Annotated in this window: 9 protein-coding genes; 4 read left to right on the plus strand and 5 right to left on the minus strand. The window is 43.0% G+C overall.

Going from position 1 to position 14,677, the window contains the following annotated elements:
• Window positions 1-6: 6 nt before the first annotated feature.
• Entirely contained in the window at window positions 7-1,617 is a 1,611-nt protein-coding gene (locus tag BLS59_RS17725) for a hypothetical protein (RefSeq protein ID WP_091151070.1), read from the minus strand.
• A 37-nt stretch (window positions 1,618-1,654) separates the two neighbouring features.
• Between BLS59_RS17725 and BLS59_RS17730 the strand changes: the two genes are divergently transcribed.
• Both BLS59_RS17730 and BLS59_RS17735 read left to right on the plus strand, forming a co-directional pair.
• Window positions 1,655-2,017: a DUF4996 domain-containing protein gene (locus tag BLS59_RS17730; RefSeq protein WP_091151072.1), complete on the plus strand. Its 363-nt coding sequence runs from the start codon at window positions 1,655-1,657 to the stop codon at window positions 2,015-2,017.
• 1,179 nt (window positions 2,018-3,196) lie between these two features.
• Window positions 3,197-4,615, plus strand: coding sequence for a DUF6055 domain-containing protein (locus BLS59_RS17735; RefSeq protein ID WP_205411296.1), 1,419 nt, complete (start codon window positions 3,197-3,199; stop codon window positions 4,613-4,615).
• 70 nt (window positions 4,616-4,685) lie between these two features.
• Here BLS59_RS17735 and BLS59_RS17740 read toward each other — a convergent pair whose 3' ends face one another.
• From BLS59_RS17740 to BLS59_RS17755, 4 genes are read right to left on the minus strand one after another with little or no spacing between them, the layout of a single operon-like run.
• Entirely contained in the window at window positions 4,686-6,188 is a 1,503-nt protein-coding gene (locus BLS59_RS17740) for a hypothetical protein (protein WP_091151074.1), read from the minus strand.
• Between the two features lie 29 nt (window positions 6,189-6,217).
• Window positions 6,218-7,645, minus strand: coding sequence for a DoxX family protein (locus BLS59_RS17745; RefSeq protein WP_240315263.1), 1,428 nt, complete (start codon window positions 7,643-7,645; stop codon window positions 6,218-6,220).
• An 11-nt stretch (window positions 7,646-7,656) separates the two neighbouring features.
• Window positions 7,657-8,970, minus strand: a complete 1,314-nt coding sequence (locus BLS59_RS17750; RefSeq protein ID WP_091151076.1) for a RagB/SusD family nutrient uptake outer membrane protein — start codon at window positions 8,968-8,970, stop codon at window positions 7,657-7,659.
• Window positions 8,971-8,981: 11 nt separating this feature from the next.
• Window positions 8,982-12,113, minus strand: coding sequence for a SusC/RagA family TonB-linked outer membrane protein (locus BLS59_RS17755; protein ID WP_091151078.1), 3,132 nt, complete (start codon window positions 12,111-12,113; stop codon window positions 8,982-8,984).
• A 559-nt stretch (window positions 12,114-12,672) separates the two neighbouring features.
• Here BLS59_RS17755 and BLS59_RS17760 point away from each other — a divergent pair.
• Together BLS59_RS17760 and BLS59_RS17765 are read left to right on the plus strand one after the other, a co-directional pair.
• The gene (locus tag BLS59_RS17760; RefSeq protein WP_091151080.1) at window positions 12,673-13,254 is read left to right on the plus strand and encodes an RNA polymerase sigma-70 factor; all 582 of its coding nucleotides are present in this window, start codon (window positions 12,673-12,675) and stop codon (window positions 13,252-13,254) included.
• 137 nt (window positions 13,255-13,391) lie between these two features.
• On the plus strand, window positions 13,392-14,555 hold the full coding sequence (locus tag BLS59_RS17765; protein ID WP_091151082.1) for a FecR family protein: 1,164 nt from the start codon (window positions 13,392-13,394) through the stop codon (window positions 14,553-14,555).
• The last annotated feature ends 122 nt before the right edge of the window (window positions 14,556-14,677 follow it).

Here is a 14,677-nt window from a genome sequence, read left to right on the forward strand (position 1 = left end):
ATAGTTTTATATATTTATGTAAATCACTGCGGTCTGTGTTGATATATTGTATTTAAGCGAGGCGACTTTATATGTGTTGGCCGGTGTATGCGTAACGTTGTTCAACCGCGTGCTTATGGGGTATGCATCCGAAAAAACTTTCTGCCCGCCGGTGTTGACAAAATCGACACCGTCAAGTGACATTGTTCCGCCTTTATAGGTTTCCAGCTGAAAAGTAAAGTTCCCGGTTAACGGTGGATTGAACCAGGCAGCGTATAAACCAACCTCCACTATGCCGGTTAACGAAGGGAAGTCATTTAAAAACTTCCTGATCCCGATCAGGGCCGCTTCATATCCGGAAGTATCGGTGCCGTCTAAGCACCACCAGAGGTAAGCGGCCGATTGGGGAACGGTATTGGCGGGAATGGTGGCATTTTCCTGTCCGAAGCCAACATAATGGTTATTAAATACGTTATCAATATTTTCAAAACCAGCCATAATGTCAAGATCCGTGCCTGCGCCGGAAGTCCATTGGTACCGGGCAGTCATAAAATCAAGATCACCCAGTTCTATCACACTACGCACCGTATAATGTATGGCACGGGTAGGCACATCGTACACCAGCCTAATAATAGCAGTCAAATCTGCTTCTGTATAGCTGCCATTGGCTCCCGCAACCAACTCGCTGCTGAAATTTACGACACTGCTGAAATTGCCGCCGCCGAGCGTACCGGGTATATAAGTGCCGGGGCTGCCGGAAAGTGTCATTTCTGCAGCTGAGGTTTTAAGTGAGAAAGCCCCGGAAAGCGTTTGTGCCGCATTTTCTCTTCCCTTGATATAAAAGACGAAAGAAGTGCTTGAAGGATTATCAGCCCGTAGTTTTTCGATGTTAAATTCAAAACGCCAGTTCAGCGTGCTTTGACCAATCAGATCGGAAGCAAGCACCAAAGCATCGGCAGGGCTCGATAGTGCCGGAACAATGTTGGCGCCGGTATAAGCGGCCACATGATTGTCTGCTACCTCCGGGTTATCGACAAAGGCGATAACATCAAGCGAACTATTATTGAACAGGTCAATTGTGAGCACACCGGGGGCGATAGCCGTGTCAAGGATGGTAATCGCCTTATTGATCGGCCCCGACCATCCGCTGGCGGTAATTACCGCCGGGCGGCTTCCCAGGCCTGTTCCATTGCTCCCGGGTGTAAAAACGGTACCTGAAAATGTTCCGTCCGGACTGGAAAAGCTGTATTCATTGGTCAGGTCCTGTACCGAACTATCCGGTAAAGTGGCAATCACGCTGTAGATTGCGCTACTACCCTCATTAACGATAGCCGGACCTGAGATCACTAAGGAAACAGCTTTGCAGGTCTCAAATACAAACTCTTTAAGTCCGCTCCAGCCGTCCGGCGTCAATATACGCGCGCCAACAGTGTGCGCGCCGCATGTTACTTTACCTTCGATCTCCGAATTTTCCTGATTGAGGATGATATTGCCATTTAAATACCATTCGTAAGCCTTTACGGTTTGCTGATCTTCAACGCTGTCGAAAGAAAGCTGAAAATCAAATTTACGGCTCGCAAATATTGCGTTTCCGGTGAGCGAAAAAGGAAGATTATACAGGCATGAGGTATTCGACATTCGGCTTTAGGTTGATGTGTTATTCACTAACGTAATAATGTCCAATATAATATTAAGGTTTACTTTCATGGCGGTTGTTGATCTGGACAAACCTCACGCTATGCAAAAGATCAATGATTATCAGCAACATATAAAACCTGTGGACTCTGAATTCAATTTTAAAAAAGATACATCAGCCATTTTAGCAAATCATCTATTTATCAACCAAAAAAGATCAAAAATATGGATCAATTCGCTTTGGACAAGCCTGAATTCGGGACACGATGATGATACTGCTATTGAGATAGGCAACAAAAAAGTTAGCTGGGATTGGCTGATTGAACATGGCGCAACTATTATTCAGACAGATAGGCCAAGGGAACTATTGAGCTACCTTAAGAAAAAGGGATTGCACAAGTAAATAATTTGATGACCGGTTAAATAAAACGACAAATTATTGCTATAATCTGTTCATTCAGGTATAGTTTAATAACTTAAACTTATCATTAAGGCAATTTGGATTATTGACCTTTGCGCTTTATTTATGGCACTTGCAAGAGTTCTTTATACATGAATAAGATCAGTTAATTTAAAACCAGGAAAGCAAGAACACCTGGGTAGAATAAGCAAATAATGAATTACTAAGTAGGGCGCTGGTCGGCAGCATATGAGAGGTTCGATCCCTTTCCCTACATCACTTTTGCGAATAGATGTTTCAGACTTCCTGTTTAATTGCAGTTAAAACGTTTAGCGTTCAGATTCCGCAATTTTAGGAATATTTTTAATCCTGATAAACCTCTTTGATAATTTCGCCATCTCTTATAGAAGCAGGATCATCAAGCTGCGATCTGAGTACCAAAGCATTATTTTAATGATAAAAAATTTTAATCCGTCGGATATTATATTTACCAGTTACATAACAGAAATAATGCGTTTTTGCATTAAACTGCTTTTTCCTGACTGAAAAAAACAAAGTTCAACTACGTTAATTTAGCCCGAGTTAGGATAATATTGGTCGAAAAAAATACCGTCATAAATAAACCCTTTACCTCAATAATTTTGCTTTTATTTTGATTTGAATTATACTGATTTAATCGTTATATTTGAGAAACAAACGTTCTTAAACAGCATCAAATTGATCTAAAGAATTCGGTATACTGTTCGGTATACGTCTTAAATTTGATGACCTAAAATATTGATAACAAGTGCTTTATCCCGTTAAAACAGAGTCCCAGCGGGATCACAAGACAAACAAAAACTAACAGTAGTTTGTCAATATTAATCAAAAGGGCGCTTTAAAAGCGCCCTTTTTTTGTTTTAACCTTTTCCTTTCAAAAAACAAACAGGTCAATTCAAAGCAAGGTAATTCGCCGTCAAATTGTATATTTTATAAGTTATAGCGTCAGTCTTTTTCGAGCTTAATGGTTCTCACAGTAATAAGCAGAGCACTTGTGCTTGATGATAGTAGATTTTTATACAGCAATAGCGTTAATATATAAGTACAAGTTATCAATATCATAAGTTTCCTGCCACTTATCATCGTTAATTTTGATTGCCAGTAAATTAACTTACCTATCTTCCGGCCTCATACAAAGTTTATATGAAACAATGCTACCTATTCACTATCCTTCTCCTTTTTTTTGCATCCACGTTGTTTGCCTTCCAGAGTACAGCTGCAGAAAATGGAGTAACCTCAACCAAAGAAATATCGCCGGGCAAAACCCAATCAGACACAGCGGCAAAAACAATTTACTATCCTGACAAGGTGTGGATGGTGCCCGATAGTAATGATTATTCCAATAACAACAGCCCCTTTAGCAACCAAAGGATGGTTGAATCGGTAGATATAGCCATGTTTTGGGCAAAAGAATATGGCGATAACCCGATGAACTACACCGAGCCTATCAGGCGATTTAATCCTGCAACTGCTGTTAACGAGCTCGAACGCTTTTATATTTGCTATCGCGATACCTTAAAGTTTGTTACAAAAGGAAGCTCACTAACAGATAAGTATAAAATGCTTACCTACGTTTTTCACAGCACTACCGACGGCACCGCATACGGCGGTGGCATAGAAGACAAGGTGGGTGCGTTGTGGACACCGGCGGTAAGGATAAGTAAAAGCCCATACGGAGCGCTGGCGCATGAACTTGGCCATTCGTTCCAATTTATGGTACATGCCGATGGTGCGTGGGGCTTTACTTCGGCACCCAAAGGTAGCCACGGCCAGGCCATATTTGAAATGACATCTCAATACATGCTGTTTCAGAATTACCCAAGCTGGATGACCTTTGAAAATTATCATCTGGTAAGCTTTATGAAACAAACCCATCTGGCTTTTTTACACGAGGATAACCAGTATCATTCGCCTTATGTGTTGGAATATTGGTCGGACAAACGCGGCCGCGATTTTATAGGCAAACTATGGCGCGGCGCAATCAAAGGCGAAGACCCGGTAATGGCCTACAAACGCTTAACGGGACTAAACCAAACTAAATTCAACGACGAGATATTTGACGCGTACAGAAAGTTCATAACCTGGGACATGGATCGTATAGCCCAGGCGGCAAAACCCTATGCTAATCAGCATATGAGCACGTTAAACAGCATCGATGATGGCTGGTATCGCATTGCCGAAAGTAATTGCCCTCAAAATTATGGCTATAATGGTATTAAATTAAACGTACCAGCTGCCAAAACAAAGGTCACCCTGAACTTTAAAGGCGTTGCCGGAACTAACGGTTATCGCTCCATAAATATTGATAAAGCCGGATGGCGATATGGCTTTTTGGCGGTAAAAGAAGACGGCAGCAGGGTTTACGGTAAAGTATATTCAAAAGCGGATGGCGAGGCAAAGTTCACCGTACCAGAAAATACTGCTTATCTATGGCTTGTTGTAAGTGGCGCCCCTACCGAGCATTGGGAACACTTAACCGATGGCAAGACGAATAACGACGAAGAATGGCCTTACCAGATCAAATTATCAGGCACTACGTTGCACAGCTCTGTTATTAAATAATAAAGTAGCCTTATATGAAGATTGTAGAAACATCTTCATATAAGGCTACAATTAAAAACATTTATGATTCTTAAAATGCTGTTACATTACCCTGCCTGCCGGCTACTAAAGGATATTGCTTGGCCGACCTATCCAACACCACATAAATAGAATCCTTAAACTCGTTAACGCCACTTAAAATAATACGATCAACAGATGGCCTGCTGTAATGCAGTACTTGTCGCTCGTTAGGATAGTGGATATTCTTGTTTTGCAAATAGAGGATATGTTTAACCGTATCGGCTTTGTAGAAAAAATAACGTCTTTCGCCGGCCATCCCTCCAACTTCCCAGCGGGTAACCCCCAGGTCGCGGTTCTTTTTTTTCTTCAACAAGTTATCAGCCGTTTGCGAGTTAGCTTCATTGAGTTTCTTGTTTTTATTTTGAGTTACCCTTAATGGCGAATAGCCTATCATCCTATCAGCAATGGCACCACGGTTGGTTTTATAGCTGAGGGACGACCAGCTCTCGAACGTTGCATCCTGCCATCTTAGAGAGTCTTTTGGGTTATACGGGATCAGTTTGTTATTTAAGCGAAACTCTGTAACCTCATAATAACCCTTTGTACCCTGCAAACCCGGTGTACTGGGGATGTTGTAATTATTACCGTAAAAAAAGCCGTATCCCCATAAAGCCACGGTTAGGGGTACAAACAGGAAGTTAAAAACCGTTTGCACACCCGTTCTAAGTCGTTGCTGCCATTTTTCGGTAAGCACGGGGTAGTATTTGTATGGCTGTATAACGTCTTTTTCGTTAACGATCAACTGCCATATCTTGGGCAGATCATACCAGGTAATGAATATACCAATGATGGCGAAGTAAGCCGCCGGTACAGCCACACCCGCATCATAAGCGTGGTTGGCTATACAAATATTAAAGGTTACCACCGCGGCCAGCGCAGCTCCTAAAACAGCAGTTTTACGATGCAGCAGCAATAATCCGGGTATAAATTCAGCGAAGCCTAAAAAAACCGTATAACCGAAGGAAACCCCTACGTGCGACCAATACAGCTTTTTCTCGGCCATATCAATGAACGGCGTATTGAGCATACCAACTGTGGGATATACCATTTGCATAGGGAAGATCTTTTTACAGCCCCACCCTATCATACCGTAAGCCAGGCGGTAACGCGCCAAAACCCTGATCCAGTAATATAATTTATCATAGGTAAGGGTTTTCCTGTCTATCAGTGTCCAGATGCCGGCACCAACAATTGACCCGGCGAAAAGCAGGATAAGGTTAATATAATTAAGTATCCCGAATACCCCCTCTTCCGATTCTATGGTTATTATCTGCGGAGGCCAAAAGGCTACTATGGTTTGAAAATCGTTATAGGTTATTTTTGAAAATTTAAGCCCAAAAACATGCTGGTAAAAAGCCGAATAAAGCGGGATGCAAAGGAATAGCATATATAAAAACCCAACTCTAAAGGCTACCTTCTGATAAAGCGTCCAGGGTTGTTTTATAACTGGCTTCGCGGGCTTGCTCTTACTTTCTATATCCTGCGTGGCAGGGTTGATGATCAGATCAGACATGATATTTATTTTTAATGGTAAATATTAGGTTAAAGGCTAACCACCTTGCGGCGGCCTTCCATCATCATGTATTTTTTGTTTATCCTATCCAGCACTATATGTACAGAATCGCGGTTTTCATTAATACCCGCCAAAACTATGGTTGAATCATTTGGCCGGCTGTAGGTAAGGAAAAGCCGCTCGTTACGCTGGTTGATATTTTTATTTTGCAAGGCCAGGGTGTGCTTCACCGTATCGGCCTTATAATAAAAATAATGGCGACCGGCATGACCTGCCAGTTCATAATTTCTGTCGATATCTTTTTCATGTACGCCTTCTCCGCTTGAAAAATCAATTTTTACCGGGCGATTTACTTTGATGCTCAGTGTGGACCATTTTTCAAATACCACATCCTGCCAGCGGTTATGATCTGTTCTTGAATAAGGGATGGTATCTTTATTGAGTATAAACTGCTTTACATTGTAATAACCATAGGCTTTATTGAGCCCTGGTGTATGCGGAATTTTGTAAGGGTCGTTGTGGAAATTATCAAAGGTTTTCCAGGCAAACAAAACAAAGAAGAGTAAAAAGACAGACCGCAGCGCCGTACGGGTTTTTCTTAATCTGGTTCTGGAAAATACAGGCACCAGTTTATTGGCGAAAGCAGGCACTTCGCGCACCAGCATATCGTAAAGCCGTGGTATATCGTTCACGAATAAGAAGGCAGCTATCAGCACAATATAAGTACTCAGCACTAACTCCCCTACATCATAAAAACCGTTAACAACTGCTACATTACCAATAAAGCCAAATATGAGCCCCACGCCAAACGTTACCGTTTTACGGTTGAACAATAAAAACGCGGCCAATACTTCTACAAATCCTAAAAATGATTCATAATGCGGCGAAATACCCAACGTTTGGAAATAGATTTTCCAGGCAAAAAAATCACCGTAATTAGTAAGCAGGTTACTTAACGATGGATAAGGCATTTGCAGCGGAAAAAGCTTTATTAAACCGTAAGCTACCAACACAACTGCCAGCCGATATCGTACAATAACCCGCAGCCAGTAATACAACACATTGTATTCCTTACGCTTACCATCAACCCTTGACCAGACTACCGCTCCTACGAGCGATAGTAAAACTGCTATACCCCAATTAGCAAAACTCCCGATGCCATATTTGGGAAGGTTTTCCTGGCTGATAAACTGCACCTGATATTTGGTAAGTTTAAGCAGGTCATAAAAATTGAGGTGCAGCCAGTTGATGCCAAATAACGTTCGGTAAAACTTCCAATCGAGCGGTACGCTCAGTATGATCAGGAATATAAAAACAAACCGAAACACATTTCGTTCCCAGGGCTTCCATTCTTTGAAAACCTGGCCCGGTTGTACGATGCTCTTTAAACTCTCTTTAACAGACCGCAGCCAATCCCGCACCGACGACGGGGTTTTGTTAGCTATAAGTTCGCTCATATTGTGATTTATTAATGATTGTAACCGTTATTTTGTACCAGCGCCGGGTTCGCCAAAATTTCTGCGCCCGGTATTGGGAATATGTATTTATTGGCGTCGCTAAGGTTTAGCACCGCTGGTGCCCTCCCCGTACGTACCAAATCAAACCAACGATGAGGTTCCAGGGCAAATTCAACCTGGCGTTCATTTTCAATGGCTAAAAGAATCTCGTTTGATGTAGCTGCAGTGCTTTTTACAAGACCAGAGCGTAGCCTTACCGCGTCAAGATCATCCAGTGCACCGTTCAGATCGGGCGATACTTTTTTGACCCGGGCTTCGGCCCTTATCAAATACAGTTCGGCAGTTCGGATAACATAACCGGCCGAAATATTTGTGGGCGATATCCCGCCATATATAGCCGTACCCGTTTTAGTTGCCAAAATCTTACGTCCACCGCCAACCAGCGGATCATTTAAAAGGTTATACAATGATGCTTTGGGTTCCAACGCACGGTTGTTTCCGTTCCATAATGAGAATGCACCGTTTACGTCGGTAGTATTATAAGAAAGTTCCAGTACAGATTCTGTTGTGCCGGCCGCCAGCGCAAATGGTGTTATTAGTTTATAGCTGCTGTTATTTGCCAAAATACTATTCACGTCATTCTCGGCTTCCTGATATTTTTGCAGGTACAGGTTAAGCCTGGCCCTGAGCGCATAAACCGTGTATTTTGTAGCGCGGTTGCGCACCACGGTAGTTGGCAGCAAAGCTTCGGCTTTATTTAAATCGTCCAAAACCTGCGCGTAAACCTGCGCTTGCGTACTTTTCGCTGTCCCAACTTTATCTGAAACCTTGTTGGTGGGCGTCAGGAATATCGGCACGTTGCCAAATAATCTGGCCAGATCAAAGTAAGAGAGTGCTCTGATGAAATAACCTTCGCCCAAAAGCTGATCCTTAAGGGATTGCGTGAGATTTATATCCGTAACCAGCGGCACCTTAGCTATAACCTGATTTGCCCTGTTAATGGTGTTATAATTATTGCTCCAAAGGGTAAGCAACAACGGAATATCCGACCGCAGATCGTAGTTGATCACGTTCAGATCGGTTTGGGCATTGTTGATAGACCGAACATCGCCGCCCGATTGCAAAACGATATTTTGAAAGGTGGCGCTGTAATTTAAGCTGGCCAACCCACGGTATGCACCGCGCACGGCAGTTTGCGCCGATGCAGCATCGAAAATAGTATTCCCGTCGGATACCTGGTTGTACGGTGGTACGTCCAGGTATTTTTTGCAGGATTGCAAAGCGATAGAAATGAATATAGTAAATAATAAAAGTAGCTTTTTCATGATGTGTAGTATTAAAAAGTAACGTTTGCACCAAACTGGATACCTACAGGCTGCGGCGGCGTGGCCGTATCAATACCCTGCAGGTTGGCCACCCCACTGCCTGAAGATTCCGGATCAGGGCCGGTGTAGTGGGTAAACAGCAACAGGTTAGTACCCTGCACATAAACCCGCAGTCGCTCTATATTAAGTTTGTTGGTAAACGATTTGGGCAAAGTGTATCCCAGCACCAGCGTTTTAAGGCGAATGAAAGATCCATCCTCCAGGTAGCGGCTGTTTTGTTCAATATTGTAGTTATTGCCGACACTGGTTACACGTGGTGTATTGGTGATTTGGCCCGGAGTAGTCCAGCGGTCAAGCTGGCTCGCGAGTAGGGAGCGCGAGGCATCACGGGTACCTCCACCTTCAAGGATATATTTATTAAAGTTGAAAACACTGTTACCATACTGGTAGGAGAAAAACCCGCTCAGGTCAAAATCGCGGAAGGTAAAGGTGTTGGTGATACCACCGTAAAACTTAGGAAACAAGGTACCCAGCAGCATCCTATCGGCAGACGTAACGGAAGTGCCAGTTGTACCATCAGCATGTTGAAAAACAGCATTACCTGTTTGCGGATCTACATAAAGCTGTTTGTACAGCCAAAAGCTTTCCAATGGTGCACCCTGCACATCGCGCAGGTATTCGCGTGCTTCAAAAGTGATTGGGCTGGCCAGTTTCTCGGCCCTGTTTACATTGCGGGCAAAGTTAAAGTTGGTGGTCCATTCAAATTTATCAACCTTAATATTGGTTGATGTAATGCCAAGTTCAATACCCTTATTGCTGATTTCGCCGCCATTTGCCAGCGTACTTAAATACCCGGTAGATGTTGGCACCGGCAGGTTAAGCAAGGCATTTTTGGTGTATTTATAATAGCCCGTAATATCAATCAATAAGCGGTTCTTGAAAAGACCTATATCAAAACCGGCATTGTAGGTAGTAGTAGTTTCCCATTTCAAATCGGGATTGGCTAATTGAGCCGGTGCAGTACCTGCTTTTGAACCGCTTGTTAAGTTATCTGGATATTGTGCCGCGCCAGACCATAGGCCTTGTGCCGCGTAATCATTTAAACCATTCTGGTTACCGGCCTGGCCAACACTCGCCCTGAATTTAAGATCAGATATCGTGTTCACATCTTTCAGGAATGATTCTTCCTTCAAGCGCCATGCCGCACCAACAGCAGGGAAGTAACCCCATTTATTGTTAGCACCAAATTTGGATGAACCATCGGCACGGATAGATCCTTCGATAAAATATTTATCGTTTAAGCTGTAATTTACACGACCAAAAAATGAAGCGATAGTTGAGCGTGATTTATTTTCTGACGACGTGCGCGTAGCTGCCGCAGATATTTCACGGTAAGAGTTATTCGGGAACCCGTATCCTGTTGCACCTGTTGCATCTAAGGTGGTGGTCTGGATACTGTTACCTATCAATACGTTGATATTTTGGTTAGGGGTAATGTCTTTAATATAGGATAATGTTTGCTCGTTTTGGAATATGGTGTAATTGGTAAGTACCGAGTTTTTATAACCGCCGGGATAAGTGATACCGCCGGTTATGGTTTGGTCGTTAAAATACTCACCTTCTTTATAGTTATCATAATCCAACCCTACCGAGGTTTTGAATTTTAGACCGGGCAGTATTTTCACCTCCACAAATTGGTTGCCGATGTAACGGGTGCTGGTTGTGGATATGTCGGTTATGTCGGTATTAATAAGGTTCTCTACGTTTTCATACAGCGAGCCGCGGGCAAGTGTTCCGTCGGGGTTAAAAATGGGCAGGTAAGTAGGCGAATGCAGCGCAGCCAGTAAATGCCCGGCGGCTTGGCCTGCACCGTCGCGCACCTGTTGCCTGAACGAATGGTAAACGCCATTGCTGGAGCTGAATGTTATGTCCTTACTTAGCTTAACATCAAAGTTGAACTTAACGCTTGATCGTTTAAAATCGGCAGGTTTAAGGATGGATTGCTGATCGGTATAACCTGTACCAATGTAGTAACGAATCTTCCCGTTACCACCGGTAACACTAAAATCGTAATTCTGAACATTGGCAGTCTTGAACACCTGGCTTAACTTATCATAAGTTTGCTGATCCTCAGGATTACCACGACCGGCCACACCATTGATCACTTCACTGGCGGGGCGAAATGGCCTGTTGGCAAAGTTTTGATTCAATGCCGGGTTATCAATACCTGAGTTGATCCATTGTTCGTTTACTATCTCGGCATGTTCGGGGCCGGTGGTTAGTTTCCACAGGCGGCTTTTATCGGCCCACTGCAAGCCGTTATATACATTTAAATTAAACTTAGGTTTTTCAGAACCGTATTCGCCGCGTTTGGTGGTAACTAACACTACCCCATTTGATGCCCTTGAGCCATAAATGGCAATAGCACTTGCATCTTTAAGCACTTCGATACTTTCAATATCTGCCGGGTTTATATCCGCCAGGGGCGATGTTTTTTTACCGCCCAGATCTATGGTTGACAAGGAATTGTCATTGGCCACAATCCCGTCGATAACAAACAAGGGATCGTTACTGGCGTTGATAGATGCCGTTCCGCGTACAATTATACGCACACCCTCGCCTGGCATACCAGACATGGTATTTACCTGCACCCCTGCCGCCTTGCCCTGTATCTGGGCATCGAAACTTGCCACCGGGGTATTTTTAATTTCAGTTGCAGCAATTTTACTTACCGAACCAACAAGGCTTTTACGGGTTTGCGTGCCATAGCCTACCACAACCACATCGTTTAGCTGGTTAAGGCTGGCTTTAAGCTTAATTTCTACCGGGCTGCCGGTTGCTGTAAGCTCCTGTTTTTCAAAACCGGTGAAAGTAATCACCAGTATATAAGGGAATTTTTGGCCTGTTACAAAGCTAAAACGACCATCGGCATCTGCTGCTACTGAGTGGGTAGTACCTTTAATAGTAATTACAGCGCCGGGTAAAGGTTCGGTAGTAACCGCGTCCACTACCCTTCCATTTAGTTTGGAATTGATAATGGGATCTGTTTGGGCTTGTAGTGTAGAAGGTATAAAATAGGCGAGAAAAAGAAGTAAAAAGGTAATGGGAATCCGCGAGGATTTGGCATGGATAAATATTTCCATATATTTAACATGGTTAAGTGAATGATGAATTTGTTTGCTGAACTGGAATGAAGATCAGTGAGTGATTGCCGTTACAGAGCTGATCTTTCATTTGCATAACCGGCAAGGCTTCCTTGCCGGTTTGTTTTTTTTGAGGATTATTTTAACACATATTTTTTTCGTGAATTGACAATTGGTGGCTTTGCCTGATACGAAGGCTGATTGTTATAGCAGGCCTGCGGCCAGCTGCTTCATTTACAGAAGCTTGAAGATTTTATTGACAACAACATGCCATACAGACCTGCATAATTTGCGCTCTGTTCGCCGATTCGGGAAAAGCGGCGTTAGGGTTTATTGTGATAGTTTTCATGTTGCGCAGCAAACATAGAAATAATTATTTAATCTACAAAATCCATAGACTAACTAACATTAAATTTATTATGGAATTAGATAACGCTCCACGTCCAATATTTCCGTGAACCTATTCGCATAAATGAGAAGGCGGACATAACAGGACAGACAGGGACAGTCTGTTAATGCCATGTTAATATCTTAGTTATACCAATATAATCCTTTAACAGTGGAATTGAGTGATCTGGAACTGATCCTGCTTTGGCAGCGAGGTGAAAACAAGGCTTTTGAAGTGATCTACAAGCGCTACGCAACAAGGTTACTGGGCATCGCCATGCAAAAAACCGGCGATCGTGAGCTTTCTGAAGAGATCATACAGGATGTTTTTATGTGTATGTATAAGCAAAAAAACACTGTTAGTCAGCTTTCTTCTGTGATGGCCTACTTATATGTGCTGTTGAAAAACAGGATATTGGATGCTTACCGTCACCAATTGGTTCAGCGTAAGTATGAAGATCATCTTGCCTATACAGCTACTGAAGTTGATTACTCCACCATTTCCACTATTGAAACCCGCGATCTGGAAAAACAGCTGTGTATTGAAATTGAAAAACTGCCGCCTCAATGCCGTACCGTGTTTAAATTAAGCCGGCAACAATACCTTCCCAACAAGGAGATCGCAGCTTTATTAAAAATTTCAGAAAATACCGTTGAACAGCACATGCGAAAAGCCCTGAGATTGCTGCGCGGTTCGTTATTGGATTACGAAAAAAGCCTCGCTATTTTACTGTTCCTACATCTCCGCAAATAAATTCCCTCCATTCTTTAAAAAAAATTCAATGCCGGATAACGGTTGCGCCTTTGTTAAACGTCATTTAGTTAAATGCCGACGATTGGGTTAACCTTCTTATCGCAGCCGGCCACAATTAAACCGTTATAACAAAGATCATGGATAATAACAGACTACGCTACCTTTTAGCCCGTTACCGCGATTCGGCATGCAGCTCAGATGAACTTGCCGAGCTTAATGATTGGTTTCATGCTTTAAATTATGGTTCAAAAAGCTTTGAATTATGGGTGGAAGAAGCGGGCGGGGATAAGCAAATAGCTGAATCATTGTTTTCAAATTTTCAGCATAAAATAAAGTCCGAACGTAAGGTGATCTCTATGAGGAACGCCTTGATTGGCGTAGCTGCCTCAGTTCTTATTGTTATGACTATCGGGGTTCTTATTTTAAAGAAACAGGCTATCAAAAGCCCCCAACTGGCGCATTTAAAATCACAAAACAAGATCATGCCCGGCAAGAACAAAGCCTACCTTACACTTGCCGACGGATCGAAAATTGTACTTGATGACGCTTCAAAAGGCAAATTGGCAACCCAGGCAGGAATAACCATCACCAAGAAGGCTAATGGCTTAATTGTTTATAGTAACCAGCATATTGCTAACACGCAAACCGGGCAGCACAATTTATATAATACTATAGAAACACCACGCGGCGGGCAGTATCAAGTGCAGTTACCAGATGGCAGCAGCGTTTTACTTAATGCCGGTTCAAAACTACGGTATCCACTTAGGTTTGGCGACAAAGAACGACTGGTTGAGCTTACCGGCGAGGCTTATTTTGAAGTAGCGCATAATAAACGCCTACCATTTAAAGTACACACCGGCGATCAGGAGGTAAAGGTACTGGGTACGCATTTCAACATAAACGGGTACAATGATGATCCGGGCGTGCTCACTACTTTGGTAGAGGGAAGCGTAATGCTTAGCAAGCTTTCATCGGGCGGGTCGGTATTGCTTTCGCCGGGGCAACAGGGCAGCCTGTTAAAAAACCAACAGCAGATAAGCGTAAAACAAGTTAACGTGAAGCAGGTATTGGCATGGAAAAACGGTTACTTCATTTTTGACAACCAGGATATCACTACCGTAATGAAAATGCTGAGCAGGTGGTACGATGTTGATATAGAGTACAAAGTGGTTGATAAGACAGAGCGGTTCGGCGGTTCGTTTTCAAGGTATTCAAATATATCGGATATCCTGAGCAGCCTTCAAATTGTAGGAAAGGTGCGCTTCAAAATTGAGAATCATAAGATCATCGTATCAGAATAAAAAACCGATAGATATAGTAACAATTTAAGAAACATAAAACAGGTGGCAAACCAATAAAGAAAGGAGGCCTATAGCATAAACTCGACAAGCCAACCACACATATTACCAAAAACCAAGGACGT

The organism is Mucilaginibacter pineti (assembly GCF_900101875.1).
Classification (GTDB): domain Bacteria; phylum Bacteroidota; class Bacteroidia; order Sphingobacteriales; family Sphingobacteriaceae; genus Mucilaginibacter; species Mucilaginibacter pineti.